This window comes from Nitrosomonadales bacterium (assembly GCA_016716325.1).
GTDB lineage: Bacteria > Pseudomonadota > Gammaproteobacteria > Burkholderiales > Gallionellaceae > Gallionella.
Window position 1 is genome coordinate 33,724 of sequence record JADJWO010000001.1, and the last position, 16,092, is coordinate 49,815.

Annotated in this window: 15 protein-coding genes; 7 read left to right on the forward strand and 8 right to left on the reverse strand. The window is 57.8% G+C overall.

What is annotated here, in order from left to right:
- Positions 1-4 precede the first annotated feature (4 nt).
- Entirely contained in the window at positions 5-2,530 is a 2,526-nt protein-coding gene (locus tag IPM27_00190) for a PAS domain S-box protein (GenBank protein ID MBK9159987.1), read from the reverse strand.
- 1,275 nt (positions 2,531-3,805) lie between these two features.
- Here IPM27_00190 and IPM27_00195 point away from each other — a divergent pair.
- The 7 genes from IPM27_00195 (at position 3,806) to IPM27_00225 (ending at position 9,913) form a co-directional block, all read left to right on the forward strand.
- On the forward strand, positions 3,806-4,390 hold the full coding sequence (locus IPM27_00195) for a superoxide dismutase [Fe] (protein MBK9159988.1): 585 nt from the start codon (positions 3,806-3,808) through the stop codon (positions 4,388-4,390).
- Between the two features lie 119 nt (positions 4,391-4,509).
- On the forward strand, positions 4,510-6,537 hold the full coding sequence (locus IPM27_00200; protein MBK9159989.1) for a hypothetical protein: 2,028 nt from the start codon (positions 4,510-4,512) through the stop codon (positions 6,535-6,537).
- 12 nt (positions 6,538-6,549) lie between these two features.
- Positions 6,550-6,723 carry a hypothetical protein gene (locus tag IPM27_00205; GenBank protein ID MBK9159990.1) on the forward strand — a complete coding sequence of 58 codons (174 nt, stop codon included), beginning with the start codon at positions 6,550-6,552 and terminating at the stop codon, positions 6,721-6,723.
- A complete protein-coding gene (locus IPM27_00210; protein ID MBK9159991.1) occupies positions 6,723-7,136 on the forward strand; it encodes a YdbL family protein in 414 nt (137 codons plus the stop codon). The genes IPM27_00205 and IPM27_00210 overlap by 1 nt, the downstream gene beginning before the upstream one ends.
- Positions 7,137-7,227: 91 nt before the next feature.
- Positions 7,228-8,016, forward strand: a complete 789-nt coding sequence (locus IPM27_00215) for a 3'-5' exonuclease (protein ID MBK9159992.1) — start codon at positions 7,228-7,230, stop codon at positions 8,014-8,016.
- A gap of 92 nt (positions 8,017-8,108) precedes the next feature.
- Positions 8,109-9,452, forward strand: a complete 1,344-nt coding sequence (gene rlmD / locus IPM27_00220; GenBank protein ID MBK9159993.1) for a 23S rRNA (uracil(1939)-C(5))-methyltransferase RlmD — start codon at positions 8,109-8,111, stop codon at positions 9,450-9,452.
- Entirely contained in the window at positions 9,449-9,913 is a 465-nt protein-coding gene (locus IPM27_00225; GenBank protein ID MBK9159994.1) for a rhodanese-like domain-containing protein, read from the forward strand. Before rlmD ends, IPM27_00225 begins: the two co-directional genes overlap by 4 nt.
- On the opposite strand, the gene IPM27_00230 is transcribed toward IPM27_00225, so the two are convergent.
- The 7 genes from IPM27_00230 to IPM27_00260 form a co-directional block, all read right to left on the reverse strand.
- Entirely contained in the window at positions 9,914-10,264 is a 351-nt protein-coding gene (locus IPM27_00230; GenBank protein ID MBK9159995.1) for a HopJ type III effector protein, read from the reverse strand.
- A gap of 72 nt (positions 10,265-10,336) precedes the next feature.
- Positions 10,337-11,026 carry a Bax inhibitor-1/YccA family protein gene (locus IPM27_00235; GenBank protein ID MBK9159996.1) on the reverse strand — a complete coding sequence of 230 codons (690 nt, stop codon included), beginning with the start codon at positions 11,024-11,026 and terminating at the stop codon, positions 10,337-10,339.
- Between the two features lie 223 nt (positions 11,027-11,249).
- Positions 11,250-11,465, reverse strand: a complete 216-nt coding sequence (locus IPM27_00240) for an AlpA family phage regulatory protein (GenBank protein MBK9159997.1) — start codon at positions 11,463-11,465, stop codon at positions 11,250-11,252.
- Positions 11,465-12,835, reverse strand: a complete 1,371-nt coding sequence (locus IPM27_00245) for a replication initiation factor (GenBank protein MBK9159998.1) — start codon at positions 12,833-12,835, stop codon at positions 11,465-11,467. The genes IPM27_00240 and IPM27_00245 overlap by 1 nt, the downstream gene beginning before the upstream one ends.
- A gap of 115 nt (positions 12,836-12,950) precedes the next feature.
- Positions 12,951-13,793: a hypothetical protein gene (locus IPM27_00250; protein ID MBK9159999.1), complete on the reverse strand. Its 843-nt coding sequence runs from the start codon at positions 13,791-13,793 to the stop codon at positions 12,951-12,953.
- Positions 13,794-13,934: 141 nt separating this feature from the next.
- A complete protein-coding gene (locus tag IPM27_00255; GenBank protein MBK9160000.1) occupies positions 13,935-14,564 on the reverse strand; it encodes an RloB domain-containing protein in 630 nt (209 codons plus the stop codon).
- An 8-nt stretch (positions 14,565-14,572) separates the two neighbouring features.
- On the reverse strand, positions 14,573-15,841 hold the full coding sequence (locus tag IPM27_00260; protein ID MBK9160001.1) for an ATP-binding protein: 1,269 nt from the start codon (positions 15,839-15,841) through the stop codon (positions 14,573-14,575).
- Between the last annotated feature and the right edge of the window lie 251 nt (positions 15,842-16,092).

Here is a 16,092-nt window from a genome sequence, read left to right on the forward strand (position 1 = left end):
CAGTTCAATCGCCGAATTCGAAGCCACCTTCCCGGAAAAGCTTGATGCAGGCATCCACCACCGACGGATCGTAAAGCCTGCCCTTGTTGCGTTCGATCTCTCCCAGCGCGGCTTCGGTGCCCAGCCCCGGGCGATACGGGCGGTGCGAGGACATCGCCTCGACCACGTCGGCCACGCACAGGATGCGCGCTTCAAGCAGGATGGCATCACCCTTGAGCCCTTGCGGGTAGCCCGAGCCGTCCAGCCGCTCGTGGTGCTGCAGGACCATGTCCGCGATCGGCCAGGGGAATTCCACATCTTTCAGGATGTCGTAGCCCGCCTGTGGATGGAACTTGATGAGCGAGAATTCGATGTCGCTCAATTTGCCGGGTTTGGAGAGGATCTCCGCCGGGATGCGGATCTTGCCCAGGTCGTGGACGATGGCCGCAAGATGGAGACCCTTGATCCGTTGCTTGGGCAGGCCCATCTGGCGGGCGATGGCGACCGCCAGTACGGCGACGCGCCGCTGGTGGCCGGCGGTATAGGGGTCGCGCGCTTCGACGGTGCTGGCGATGGTCTGGACGGATTGCTCCAGGCTCCTGCGCAGGAGGGATGCATGATGCTCGTGTGCAGCGCGGGTACGCATATTGGTGATGCCGTAGACCAGGTCGCCGGCGAGTTCCTCCAGCAGCTTCACTTCCTCTTTGCTGAACGCGGAGGGTTCGGCGGCATAGATGGTCAGCGCGCCCATCATCTGTCCGGTATAGGTCAGCGGGATCGCGATGGCCGAGCGGCAGCCGCGTTTGATCGCGGCTTCGAGACAGTGGCATCCGTCCGGGTTGTTCAGTAAATCCGGATTGATCACCGTGACGCTGGTCCTGATCGCGGTGCCGGTCGGTCCCTGTCCCTCTTCCGTATCCGCCCAGGTGAACTTGGTGGGGTCGATATCCATTTCCCCGAAGCCGGATTGTCCGACCACGCGCACGCTCCTGTGCGCATCATGTTCGGCATAGCCCACCCAGGCTATCAAGTAGCCGCCCTGTTCCGCGATGACGTTCGTGACTGACAGCAGCAAGTCCTCCTCGCTCTGTGCCTGCACCAGCGCCAGGTTGACCGCCGACTGCGTCTTGAGCGCGCGGTTGGCGCGCTGAAGGGCTATCTCGTGTTGCTTGCGTTCGGTGACATCCAGTCCGATGGATAACAGTCCGACCACATTACCCGCGTCGTCCTTCAGCGTCTTGTCATACCATTCGACCAACCGTTGCCGGCCATCCCGGGTGAGCAGCGTATTGACGTTGCCATGTGTCTGGATGTCGCCGACGGCTCCCTGGAACAATGCCTTCATCTGCGCCCTGTCGGTCTCGGGCAGGAAGATATCGAACCAGTCCCGCCCTTCGACCTCGTGCGATGTATAGCCGCACAGGGCTTCCATGAACGGATTCATGCGCACGATGCGGCCTTGCGGATCGAGCACCAGAATGATGACCTGCGCGGTCTCCACCAGCCCATTGGAGAAATCCCGTTCCTGTTCCAGTTGATCCCGCGCCACCTTTTCATCGGTGATGTCCTCGTAGATGCCCAGCACGCCGCTCACCCGGCCCTCCGTGTCACGCAACGGCACCTTGGAGGTGCGCAGCCAGATAGTGCGGCCGTCCGGCATGGTCACGGGCTCTTCGGAACCGATCTTCGGCTCGCCGGACTCCATCACCCGCCGGTCGTCGGCGCGGTACTGTTCGGCCCGATCTCGCCAGCCCATCTGGAAATCGTCCTTGCCGTAGAGTTCCTGCGGATGCGTCATGCCGGCATCCTGCGCAAAGGCGGTGTTGCAGCCCAGATAGCGCAAGTCCCTGTCCTTCCAGAAGACGCGGACGGGTGCATTCTCCACCACCGAGCGCAACAGGTCGCGCGAATGCCGGATCGCTTCCTCGGTCTGCTTGCGCTCGCTGATGTCGCGGATGATGCCTTGCCTGAAGTTTTCCCCTTCCACTTCGATGACGCGGGCGCTGACCTCGACCGGGAAGGTGGAGCCGTCCTTGCGCTGCAACTCGGTTTCGAAAACCGTTCCCTCCGTGCCGAATTGCCACTGCTTTGCCAGCATCTCCCTGGCGCGCGGCGAGCGCAACTGCCTGATATCCATGGACAACAGTTCGTCGCGGCTGTAACCGGTCATCTCTATGGCGCGCTGGTTGGTATCGACGATGCGGGCATGGTCATCGGCCAGCATGAAGATGTCATTGGCATGTTCCAGTATCGTTTCGTAATGGGAGCGCAGGGCCTGCCGCTCGGCCAGTTCGCGATATTGCTGTTCGAGCCGGATGCGCTGCTGACGGCGCCAGTAAAGGCGCAAGGTGATTCCGGTGGTCGTGACCAGCAGCAGCGCAAACAGGACAAGCAGCCCGCGCTGCGTGGCGAGTGCACCATAGATTTCGTCCTGGTCGATCTTGGCCTCCATGATCCAGTCCGTGCCGGGGATCATGCGGGTCGCCGCCAGCACCGGTACGCCACGGTAATCCACCCCTTCGCGCACCTCCGTTTCGCCGCGCAAGGCCATGGCTGTGATCAATCTTTCTTCGCTGAGCGGCCTGGTGAACTCGAGCGGCCTGTTGGCGATATGCCGCAGCGGACTGAGGTACACCACCTTGTCGCCTTCCCTGCGCACCAGCAGCGTCTCGGCCGTGCGCGTTTCGATCGGCCAGGCCCGGAGCAGCGGGAACAGCATCTGCCTGGCCGAGAGGTGCAACACGATGACGCCGACCAGTCGGTGTTCATCTCCATGGCCGGACAGCAAGGGCGCCAGGATGTCGAAATGGATGTCGTCGTTCCCGTCATCCCGATAGAAGGGCGAGATGACCGGCTTGCCGTTTTTTATCGCCTGCCCGATCAGCGCCGAGGTTTCGCTTCGCGGGTGGGCCTGGTCTGGATAGGCATGGAAAGGACGGTTGCCCTGAGGGTCGAGCAGGCTGGCATTGGCATAGCCGTAGGCCTCGCAGATGCTCTCCAGTCTGGAGCGCATCGCTTCGATATCCTGTGGCGTAGCCCGATGCGCCAGCCAGCGGCTGTAATGTTCCGCAGCGTCGTGATCCTGGCCGAACAGGGTGGCGTCGTGCCGCCTTTCCTGCAGCCAGTCGGACACCATACTCACCTTGAGGCCGGCCACGGCAGCCAGTTCCCGCGTCTGCTGTTGCCTGACGCTGGCACTCAACACCTCGTAGATGCTCAGGCCACCGGACAAGATGATCGTCGAGACCACTGCGAAAGTGAGCAGTAAGCGCTGCCCGATATGATCCGGAAGTTTCGGCGTGCCCGGTATCTCATCCTTCGCACCGGCAAAGGGCATGCGTATGGCGAGATAGAGCAGCGCGGCGGTGACGGCGACGAGGATGGCCAGCGCCAGATGGGCTATCGGAAAGCCGACGACTGCGGAGGACTGCGAGAGGGCGGTCGGGACATGGAAGGCCGCTACCCAGCCGACAGCCAGCAACAGGTACCAGCCGACCAGGCGTAGCGCTATCCTATTTTCCGCAACCTTGAACATGACTGTTGCCCTGCGATAGTGGAGGAGCCCGGCCTGCTGGAAAGCAGGCATCGTCCACATTGCTTACAGTGGATAGCCTGTACCCTATTACGATAGGTCAGGATGGTCAACATATAAGAATATCTATGTAATTCTGTTCATTGCATGTCTGTGGTCGGGCGCGCGGGCATGATGCCGCCGGTACAGCGAGGGGTGGAATAGATGATTGATTCGCTCAACCATTGTCTGCACCCGGCTAATTGGCTACAATCCGTCACCGCATCAATGAAACCAACGAACAGGAGAAACCCCATGGAACATCAACTGCCCGCCCTGCCTTATGCCAAGGACGCGCTCGTGCCGCACATGTCCGCCGAGACCTTCGATTATCACTACAGCAAGCACCATCAGGCCTATGTGACCAATCTGAACAACCTGATCAAGGGCACCGAGTACGAGAACCTCGACCTTGAGGCCATCGTCAAGAAGGCGCCGGCCGGCGGCATCTACAACAACGCGGCACAGGTCTCCAACCACACCTTCTTCTGGAACTGCATGAAGCCGAACGGTGGCGGCGCACCTTCCGGCGCGCTGGCCGATGCGATCAATGCCAAATGGGGTTCGCTGGACGAGTTCAAGAAGGCGTTCCAGACTTCTGCCGTGGGCAATTTCGGTTCCGGCTGGACCTGGCTGGTGAAGAAGGCCGACGGTTCGCTGGACATCGTCAACATGGGCGCGGCCGGCACCCCGCTGACCACCGCCGACAAGCCGCTGTTGTGCGTGGATGTGTGGGAGCACGCTTACTACATCGACTACCGCAACATGCGCCCCAAGTTCGTCGAGACTTTCCTCGGCAATCTGGTGAACTGGGACTTCGTCGCGAAGAACTTCGCGTAAGCTTCGGCACGTTTCTGAATCAAGAATCCCGGGGAGTCCTCCGGGATTTTTATTTTGGGCATCGTATCCGCCGCCCCTTGTACAATCCTTGCCGGTTCCATGACCGGTGTCCAGCTCCAATGACTATTTGCAGAAAGATCCTCGGCAGTGGTTTGCTCGGCATGGCGTTCGTCGCCGTGCCGGCGAGCGCGGCCGAGCTTTCCCTGCAGATAGCGGACATCGTCGCGCCGGCCTTTGCCGCGCGCGGGGTCGCGCTGACCCTTCCGGTGGACGGCTCGGCGGAACTGCGCGTCGCCAGCCTCAGGGTGCAGCAGCGCGAGTTCCGCAAGGTGCGCATCCGTTGTGCCGGATTTTCGCTGTCCGGCGCGGATGTGTCGTGCCGACAAGCCGGGGTGGACGGTTTGCCCGGCGCATTGCTCGATTTCAGCTACGGCTTCGATACCCGTCAGTTCCGGCTTGCGCTGATGGGTGCGGGCGGTGAATCCTGGCAGGTGGCGGGGCAGCTGGGTGAGGCGGGCTGGCAGGTTTCGGCGCGGCTGGAGCATGCCCAGGCCAAGCGGCTGGCGGCATGGCTGCCCGCCGATATGCCGTTGCCGAATCAGGGCAGGCTGGACGGCACGCTGTCCGCGAGCGGCTCGGCTGCCGGGATGGATGCCGTGCATGCCGACCTGCGCCTGGAGGATGCCGGATTCAGCGATGCCAGCGGCCTGCATGCGGCGGAGAAATTGCGCGGGACGGTCAGGCTGGATGCGTTGCGCAAGTCCGCCGTGTGGCACTGGAAGACCGCGATCGCATGGCAGTCCGGCGAGGTGTTCTGGCAACCGTTGTATCTTGCCGGCACGGGTAGCCGCAGCCTGAACGCGTCCGGCAGCCTCCGCGCGGGATACCTCGATATCGAACGGGCCGTGGTCGTGTCGCCGCAGATCGGCAAGGTGCGCTTCGCGGCGCGCTGGGACGGGGGCGGGCTGGCGGAAGCCGAGGTTCAGGGGGATGACCTCGGGTTGGAACGGCTGTTCGCCGATTATGTCCGGCCTTTTTTCGACAAGGGCGCGCTGGCGAGTTCTTCGCTGTCCGGCCGCGCCGACCTGGATTGGCGGTATCGCGACGGCGCGACCCGCTCGTTGCGCCTGGTATTGCGCGATGCGGGCATCGCCGATTCGCGCAACCGTTTTGCCTTGCGCGGCGTGAACACCGCGCTCGACTGGCGGCCCGACGCATCCGGCAGCGCGGACATCGCGTTCGCGGGCGGCGCGTTGCTCGGCGCGCCGCTGGGCAGCGGGCAGGTGACGCTGCGGATGCGCGGGCTGGAATTCGGCGTGGCGCAAGCCGTGTTGCCGGTCATGGACGGCAAACTGGAATTGCGGGATTTCAAGCTGCGCCGCGCAGCCGCCCCGGCGGGCGGGCCGTGCGACGATTGTCCGCCTGATGATGCGTGGCACTGGCAATTCTCCGCCGCGCTCAGCCGCATCTCGATGGAACGGTTCAGCGAGGCGGCTGGCTGGCCGAGGATGGGCGGCACGCTGGCCGGACGCATCCCACGGGTGAGTTATGACGGCGAAAAGATACGGGCGGACGGCGCGCTGCTGTTCGAGGTGTTCGACGGCACGGTGGTGGCGAGCCGGCTCGAGCTGGCCAATCCGTTCGGGCGCGCGCCGCGCCTGTCCGGCAACCTGAACATGCGCGACCTCGATCTCGACCTGCTGACGCGCACCTTTTCGTTCGGCAACATGCAGGGGCGCATCGACGTGGATGTGAACGGCCTGGAGTTGCAGGACTGGCAGCCCGCGCGTTTCGATGCGCGCATCGCCAGCAGCGCCGGCAACTATCCGAAGAAGATCAGCCAGAAGGCGGTGCAGAACATCTCCGCGCTGGGCGGCGCGGGCGCGGCGGCGGCGATCCAGCGCAGCTATCTGCGCTTCTTCGAGAACTTCGGCTATGACCGCATCGGCTGGCGCTGCGTGTTGCGCAACGGCGTGTGCACGATGGGCGGCGTGGAGGACGCCAACAGCGGGCCTTATGCCATCGTCAAGGGCGGCGGCATTCCGGCAATCACCGTGATGGGCTACAATCGCGCCGTGTCGTGGGGCGAACTGGTCACGCGCCTGAAGCGCGTGACGCAGGGCAATGTGCAGGCCGTGGTCAAATAACAAGGAGCCGTGATGAAACGTATCTGGATCGCATTCGCAGGGCTGGCGTTGAGCGCCTGCGTCACCATCAACATCTATTTCCCCGCCGCAGCAGCCGAGAAGGCGGCAGACAAGATCATCGAGGAGGTCTGGCAGACCCCGAGATCAGACCAGCCGGCACAACCCGTCGAGAAGGAGCAGAAATGATGAAGAACATGTTCAGGTTCGCCGTATCGCTGTTTGCTTTCACTTTTGCGCTGAGTGCGTTCGCGGTCGATCTCGAGATCAATACGCCGGGCGTGAATGCGATCAAGCAAAGCATGCAGGCGCGCCACGCGCAACTCGCCCGGCATTACGCCAGCGGCGCAGTGGGGCTGACCTCTGACGGCATGGTCACGCTGCGCGACGCGGGCGCCGTGCCGCTGTCGTCGCGCCAGTCGGTGAACGCGCTGGTGGCCGACGAGAACCGCGACCGCAACGCGCTGTATGCCGAGATCGCCAACGCCAACGGCCATCCCGAATGGCAGGCCGAGATACGCGGCACCTTCGCGCAACGCTGGATACAGCGCGCCCAGCCGGGATGGTGGGTGCAAGGTAGCGGCGGCTGGACACAAAAATAATCCTGCCCTCTCCCGGCGCCGGCGCGCCACCCTCTCCCGCTTGCGGGAGAGGGGAAGGGGAGAGGGTGTTTCAATCTGATCCTTTATGCCCATGAATCCGACTCTAGTCTTCGACATCGAAACCATTCCCGACATCGCCGGGTTGCGCGCGCTGTACCAACTCGACAGTGCGGTGAGCGATGCCGAGGTGGCCGAGATGGCCTTCCAGGTGCGCCGCCAGAAGACCGGTAGCGATTTCCTGCCGCACCACCTGCACCGCGTCGCGGCGATCTCCTGCGTGCTGCGCGAGGGCGACAATTTCCGTGTGTGGACGCTGGGTGAGGCGGACGAGGACGAGGGCGCCATCATCCAGCGCTTCTTCGACGGCATCGAGAAATACACGCCGCAGATCGTGAGCTGGAACGGCGGCGGCTTCGACCTGCCGGTGTTGCACTATCGCGGCCTGATCCACGGCATCCAGTCGCCGCGCTACTGGGACCAGGGCGAGGACGACAAGGACTTCAAGTGGAACAACTACATCAGCCGCTATCACTCGCGCCACCTCGACCTGATGGACCTGCTGGCGATGTACACCGGCCGCGCCAACGCGCCGCTGGACGAACTGGCCAAGCTGATCGGCTTTCCCGGCAAGCTGGGCATGGACGGCAGCAAGGTGTGGGAAGCGTACCAGCAGGGCCGCCTGAAAGAGATCCGCGACTATTGCGAGACCGACGTGGTGAACACCTGGCTGGTGTTCGCGCGCTTCCAGTTGATGCGCGGCCAGTTCACCAGGGCGCGCTACGAGCAGGAACTGGAACTGGTGCGCGCCGTTTTGAGTAAATCCGACGGGGCGCACTGGAAGGAATTCCTCGCGCAGTGGCCCGACGATAAAACGGTATAAATCCGGACAAACATATCACCACGAAGGGCACGGAGCGCACGAAGAACCTTCGCGGCCTTCGTGCTCTTCGCGGTTAGGATGCGGGATGTTGAATGAATACAGTAACTGTTGAATCCATCGACCAGGAAGGTCGCGGCATCGCGCATGCCGACGGCAAGGTCATCTTCATCGAAGGCGCGCTCACCGGCGAACGGGTGACCTATTCCTCGTACCGCAAGAAGAGCAATTACGAACAGGCCAAGGTCGGGCAGATACTCGAACGATCTTTCATGCGTGTGCAGCCGAAGTGCCCGGTGTTCGGCGTATGCGGCGGCTGTTCCATGCAGCATCTCGATTCGCAAGCGCAGGTGGCTGTCAAGCAGCGCGTGCTGGAAGACAACCTGCAGCGCATCGGCAAGGTCAAACCCGAGGTCGTGCTGCCGCCGATCTTCGGACAACCCTGGGCTTACCGCCAGCGCGCACGCCTGTCGGTGCGCCATGTGCTGAAGAAGGAAAAGACCCTGGTCGGCTTCCGCGAGCAGAACGGCAAGTATGTGGCCGACATGCAGCATTGCGAGATACTGACGCCGAAGATCGCCGCGTTGCTGCCCTTGCTGGGCGAGCTGAACGAGAAGTTCACCCGCCGCGACATCCTGCCGCAGATCGAAGTCGCGGTGGGCGAGCATGTCGATGTGCTGGTGCTGCGCATCCTTGCGGCGCTCACCCCGTCGGATGAAACACTGATCCGGGAATTCGCCGACACGCACCAGGTGCAGTTCTGGACCCAGACCAAGGGGCCGGAAACCGTCAAGCCGTTCTACCCGCCGGACGCGCCGGCGCTGAGTTACAGTCTGCCCGAGTTCGGCATCACCATGCCGTTCGCGCCGGCCGAGTTCACCCAGGTGAACAGCGATTTGAACCGCCTGATGGTCAGCCGCGCCGTGCGTCTGTTGGATCCGCAGGCGGGCGAGCGCATCGCCGATTTCTTCTGCGGTCTGGGCAACTTCACGCTGCCGATCGCGCGCAGCGGCGCGCAGGTGCTGGGCATCGAGGGCAGCGACGCGCTGGTGAAGCGCGCCGCACAGAACGCCGCATATAACGGCCTGGCCTCGGACTCCCCTCGCCCGCTTGCGGGAGAGGGGCCGGGGGAGAGGGCCGTCGAATTCATGGCAATGAACTTGTTTGAAATGAGTGATGCCGAACTCGTGAAGTTGGGCCGCTTCGACAAGTGGCTGGTCGATCCGCCGCGCGACGGGGCGATCGAACTGGTGAAATCCATCACGCCGGAGACCGCGCCGGCGCGCATCGTCTATGTATCCTGCAACCCGGCCACGCTGGCGCGCGATGCCGAAGTGCTGGTGCAGGTGAAGGGTTATGCGCTGAAAGCGGCAGGCGTGATGAACATGTTCCCGCAGACCTCGCACGTCGAATCCATCGCGGTGTTCGAACTGCCATGAAACGCTACGACGATCTGATCGATGAGGCGTTGGTCCGCGTGAAAGAGGTCACGCCGTGGGATCTCGGGCGGCGTTTCAGGGCGGGCGACGTGCCGCTGTTGCTCGACATCCGCGAGCCGGGCGAGTTCGCGCTGTTGCGCATCCCCGGTTCGGTCAACGTGCCGCGCGGCGTGCTGGAACAATCCTGCGAGTGGGATTACGACGAGACGGTGCCGGAACTGGTGCGCGGACGGGACCGGGAGATCGTGCTGATCTGCCGGTCCGGCAAGCGCTCGGTGCTGGCGGCGGATGTGATGCAGCTGATGGGTTTCTCCAACGTGGTGTCGCTCAAGCTCGGCATCCGCGGCTGGAACGACGCGGAGCTGCCGATGGAGAACGCACGCGGCGAGGAGGTCGATGCCGATCGTGGTGATGAGCTGCTGGTGTCGCGGCTGCGACCGGAGCAGCGCAAACCGAAGTGATCAGGCGCGCTTCGGCGTCAGCGCGTTGCCCTCGAAAGAAATCCCTTCCCAGCCGGATCGCAAGAAGTTGCGGATGTTCTGGTGGTCGCTGCCGTCCGGGTTGCCGAGCACGTCCTTGCGGTAGTAGTCGCCGAAGCAGTGCAGCGTCTGCTGCGGTGTCAGTCGTTGCAGTTTCGCGAACGAAAATATCTTGCACGAGCCGTTGTTCTGCCCGGCTTCGTTGCGCAATGTGCCGTTGTCGAAGGCGCTCGGGACGAAATCGTACAGCGCGTCGATGACCGCAATGGTCTCATTGAATGCGACGCTTTCCGGCGCGTCGTCCAGGTGTTGCAGGAATGATCTCGGTTCCATATCCGCTCCGGGTAAACAAAGTGCAAGAAAAAGGCGGCTTGAGCCGCCTTTTTGCATGTCGCATCAGGGATGTCAGTCGCGATCGCCCGCGAATGCCATCAGCAGTTGCAACAGGTTGATGAACAGGTTGTAGATGCTCATGTAGATGCCCAGCGTTGCCATGATGTAGTTGGTCTCGCCGCCATGCACGATGCGGCTGACATCGAACAGGATGTAGGCGGAGAAGATCAGCACGGCGATCGCGGAGAGGGCCAGTGACAGCGCGGGGATCTGGAAGAACAGATTGGCCAGCGATGCGACGATCAGCAGGATCAGTCCGATGAACAGGAATTTGCCCATGAAGCTGAAATCCTTCTTCGTCACCGTGGCGACGATCGCCAGCGAGAAGAAGATGACGCCGGTTCCGCCAGCCGCCAGTCCGATCAGTTCGGTGCCGTTCTTGAGGTGCAGCGCGAATTGCAGGATCGGGCCGAGCAGTACGCCCGCGACGAAGGTGAAGCCGAGTAGCGCGACGATGCCCCACACGCTGTTGCGCAAAGCGGTGACGGCGAACATCATGCCTATCATCGCGCCGAACATCAGCAGCGAGGACATGATCGGGCTTTCCGCCATGAACGAGAATTCGATGGAAGTGCCGAAGAATGCGCCGATGACCGTCGGGATCATGGTCAGCGCCAGCATCATGTAGGTGTTGCGCAGGACCTTGTTCTGCTCTGCCGCGATGCTGCCGGTCTGCGTGATGGCCTGTGTCTGGTATTGCATGTGTACTCTCCTGAAGTTTAAGGGTGATGCACGTAAAGCTGAGGGATGAGACTAGCGAAGTCCGGGAAAAGTTTCAATCGTACGGACAGCAGGGGTATTCGGTGGCGCGGTGGCAGTCGAAAAGCCTCATGTAAGCGGCATTATCATTGGGTTCTGGCAGTTCGAGAATTGGGCGATGCCCCCAATTGTGCCCCCGAATATTTACCGCTTACCCTCACAACTGTCAGCTTGTCGGGGTAGCGCAAAGAGACTGCTGCCAAGCAACTACATCGGATTGTCTCCACCGGACTGAGCCTGTGCTGATGGATAGCGGGCGGGGAAATTTCCCTGCTTTTATTAGCCGGTAGATCGTCGCTCTGCTTAAGCCCGATAATTGTTCAACAGTCTTGCGCGGCAGTAGGTAGTCAACCTCTTGGTTTTTGGGAGCGAGCTTATCCATCACAGACCTCCTTTCGATGCCTTGATATATGCGGCAGTGGTTTGTTTCGATGCGATGCGTTTTTGCGCTTCCTCGTCGATATTCAAGATCGTGTTGAACTCCTTTGCACGCAGCCGGACTTTCTCAAGGAGAGCATCTTCCGCAGATAGCCCCAAAAACTCCCCGCTGGTTTGCAGATGACCATAGAGATGGAACAAGAAGCCATCAATCCCCTCGGCGTAATCGGTGATGCCATTCTTTGCCATGTAGGAAGCAATTGAGCTGGCACCAAGCGCGAATATCCGTTTGTCCTCTGGTAATCGCGTGGCCTTGAATGACCTTGAAAGGGGGCCACCGTCAGTTTCCCAATCAATCGAGGATAGGTATGCCCAGAGCGGATGAATGGGCCAGCGGGAGCGTGTCTTGTCGTCTGGGTTGGGGATGGTCAGGCGGAGCCATTCGGTGGCGGCATAGCTCCACAATCCATTCAGGTTAGCTAGCACGCTATCCAGTCGGATAAGGTCATGCTGGGCTAATGCTTCACGGCGGAATTGGAACTCTACGCGCCAGATGGATTGATTCGATGTCCATCCGGCTGCCGCCCATAGGGGGAGGAGGTCAGCGCGGCCGCTTTCAAATATTTCCAGCAGCTTGTTATACAGACGACAAGCGACGATCCCACCCAGTCCAACAGTCCAGCCCGTGAACTGCTCGGCAACGGCGTATGCGGCAATATTTTTGCCGCGTGTTACCCATGCCTCACGCCTCCAAGATTCCATGTTCTCGTTGGAGACAAAATCTGCGCACAAATCGAGGCGGCTGACGTGGGCCGAATCCGTCAATATTCCAAGCTCGTTCAGGATGGCGCGCAGGTGGGCTTCTGCATCCTTGGGGCTGGTGCTGGTCAGATAGCGAGAGGATAGCTTCACATAGGCCATAGGAAGCCGCTTGGAGGCTCTGGATAGTTGTATGCGGAATGCGCCATCCTCCAGAACGAAGGGGAAGACTGAAGAGCCTTTATCCTTCACCTCGAAGATATGTCCCGCAATGGAGTATTGGGCCAACGCCTGTTGGTCTGCTTCGGGGTGTTGTGCGAACTGCTTGAGCTTGGTTAAACGATCCTGAACCTCTGGGAATAGATCGCCCTGATAGGAGAGATACAGGCTATCAATCCCAAACCGTAAGAGCTTGAAGTAGTCAGGATTGCTGTTATAGGGTTCTCTGTTAGTAGGCAACGAACCCTTGTCCCCCTCGCCGCATTCACGGCTCCCGTCGGTGCCCGCGCAAGCGCGCGCATCCCCGCCGGTATCCGTGAACGCGGCTGCGGCGGCTAAATGTGAATCACTGCTTTCAGTAAGAGGTGAGCAATCAACGGATGATTTTTTCTGCATGATAATTTCCTATCCATTGGCGGACATGCAAATGCTTTCCGCAACGGACACGAACACTAATCACACAGTTAAAGCAGGTCGAAGAAGTGAAATGCGCACTTCACTTCCTTGATTTTCAGACTTGGTTTTGATAGGCGCGAAATGTGCGCAGCATTCGAGAAAGATTATCCTCGCTGCTGATGCCTTCGATTCCCGCTTCATCGAACATTGAGAGAATCTCTGTGCGGGTTAACGAGCCGTCCAATAGATTCATGATGTCGAGCATCAGCAATGCGATCCAAGCGCTCCGATGTTTTATCTTTCCCCGCAGCACGGGACTTTGAATGCGGTAAGAAAGATTGTAGAGAAATCGCGCATCATCATCTGTCTTGAGATCGAGAGATTTGAGTAGACGTTCGCGGAAAGAGGGAATGGATAAAACCAAGCGATCAGTCTGAACTGCGAGACAAAATGCTTCGTCATCTCCATTTATTGCGCATTGAACAAGGTCGGTAATTCTTCGCCCATGTACCAAGAACGAAATGATGTCGTGAATGCACAGAAGGAATGCGGTGAGGGCGATTTTTTCCTGATCGGAAAGCTGCGATGAATCTAGTCCGTCGGGAGTATCTGGAATAAGCGGATCGAGAATCGCGTCTAGTTTCTCAGGTTCATTAACCAAGTTCTCGATGGACTGATTGGCAAACTCGATCTGATCTTCTAGGCTGAGAGTTGTAACAGAATCATTTAGGGCGTTGATTTGCTCAACAGGCATTAGGGTAGCTAACACCAGTTTTATGATGTTCTGCTTGTCGAGGTAGAGTTGAGGGTAGCCACTTAAACCTGTCTTCTGCGCAAACTCGGCAATTCTGGGCAGGATTCCACTATCTGCCTGCAAATCAGCAATGAATGCCTCATATTGAGGAACCATCTGCTTTAGCAACTCAGTAGCGAGTTTGGGGGTGATAGGGATTTTCATAGCAAATTACTAGGAGGCAGGAGTATATCTACTGTCCGACTGATATTTAGCTAGCACTTGTCTATCAACAATTCATCATTAAAGTGTTGCGGAAAAATTAGATGAGCAACACACAATAGTTCTACGAGCGAGTATATGGAATCATTCGAGAGGCTTTGGCTCTGTCATCTCTTCAAACGCATCAATTAATAGGTGAACCTTTGTGCTGGGATTCAAATTGTTATCATCAACTGCCTCTTTTAGTACCTGGGGACTGGTCTTGCGGGCGAAGGCAAACTTATCACCAATAAGTGAGTTGAAAATATTTTCAGCGGCCCCCTTGCAATAGTTATTGAACTCGGGCTCTCTGCGAAGATCTTTGATTAGGTTGTCTGCGGATGAATTTTTGCCAGAAGATGCGTAAGGTCTCCGGGTTTTTTTGTGGTGCAACACCAGCCAAAATTCGAAACAGGGGTGGGAGTCAATCACTGTAATCTTGTCGGACTCTTTCGCTAACGCAATAGCCTCATCAAAATTTTCATGTGAATCGCGGTCAATGACGCAATAAACATGATCAAATTTTTTCTGACGCGACAATGCTTCCTCAACTATTCCTTTGGGGTCGGTTCGACCGCAGTGTGAGATTTCTACTTTTACATCCGCTCGAAAATGACGAGCAGCTTCTCTCAAATATTGCAAACCTGATTTGCTATCTTCGCAAATAGCTAATACCAATGGCTGAGGTTTGTAGCGTGATTTTGAACGGAAAAATGAATCTGAGTTGCGCGCCATGTCAGTCCTTAAAGCAGAGATGGAAGGCCGCGATATTTACCTTCGTAATATCGTTTTTCTACATCTTCACTTTCTCTGCCTTCAAAGTCATGCACAGAGCGAAGTCGAGTTGCTCCGTTCATGTTGCGCTCTGTGATCCAGAGTTGGTCTCTGCGGAGCAGTTTCGTCTCCATTAGATGTGTGTCATGTGTTGAAAATATCAACTGGGAGGCCTTATCTTCACGAAGGATTTTCTCTATAAGACGAGCCACGATTTTTGGGTGCAGACTGCTGTCGAGTTCATCTACGATTAAAGTCTTAAGAAGTTCAGTTCCTGTCATGAGCATCCAAGGGAGAGCGAAACCAATTAGATTTACCGTGCCGTCGGATTCATCAAATACATCAAACGTAGCTTCGCCCAAAGCGGTTTTATGAGTGAGAGTGGTTTTTGTGTCCTTGAAAATGGAGGAATGAACCTTTTGTCTGTCAGCGGCACTATCCTTCGCCTTGAGCAAGGAGTCCAAGCTATCTATGGAATCACCAATTTTTTCGATCTTTACATCGGATATAGGTACGTCAAGCTCGTTTAAAAGACTCGATATATAACTTTCAAACTTTAGTGCAGGTACATCTCTTGCTAGAGCTAAAGCAATACTCGATAAGCGGTTTAAATCACGAGAAACAACACGAACTCCATTGCTCAGGTATGAGAATGGAATTCTTAGTTGCTGTAGCTCTTCGCTACTGTTGTTTGTAGCTTGAATGATAAATAACTGTCTTGAGCTAGTAAGATTTTTCCATGCTGTATGTACGACCTCTCCGCCTTCTAATGCATCTCCGAATTGATACCGATCTCCTGAAGATGGTGTGAAATGTCGGCTAAATAATAGCGTTTCCACTCCTAGTGGATATGAGATAAGCGTTTCCTCAATAATCCGATCAGAAGTTGCAGCTAAGCGAAATTCGTAACGTTGATTCTGGGCTATAAAATGAAATTCAAACCGACTTGGCTCAGATGCCAGTTTAGGATCAAAGCGGAATGGACTGACAGGTAATGGCTCGGAGGTTTCAAGCGTTTCGAGCGCTTTAAAGATACCAAACGCTTTAATTAGATTACTTTTTCCAGATGCATTAGGGCCATAAATAGCAGCAACTTTTAGCAGATTTGGAATCTTCTCGCCTTTGACTTTGGGCTTTATTACATTTCCTTTTTTGCCCAGTCTGGGTGCCGCGACCATTGAAAAGGTCTGTTTTTCGCGAATTGAGCGATAGTTACTGACTGAGAACTCTATTAACATGTAAAAAAAATGCAGTTGTTTGTGGGAATGTCGCTAAATATAGCGCATATTTTTATCTTGGTGCATTTTTTTTGCAACTGGGGGAGCTTGAGGCGGCGAGCGTCAGCGGAGATGTTAATGGTCATCTTATGGGAACCAGAGAGATTGCTATCTGACAGAGCTGTGCGAAATATGTACTGGATGCTGAATATAAATATTACTAAAAGAGCATTTTGAAAATTCTGAAGTAACTATGAGTCAATCGTTCGGCG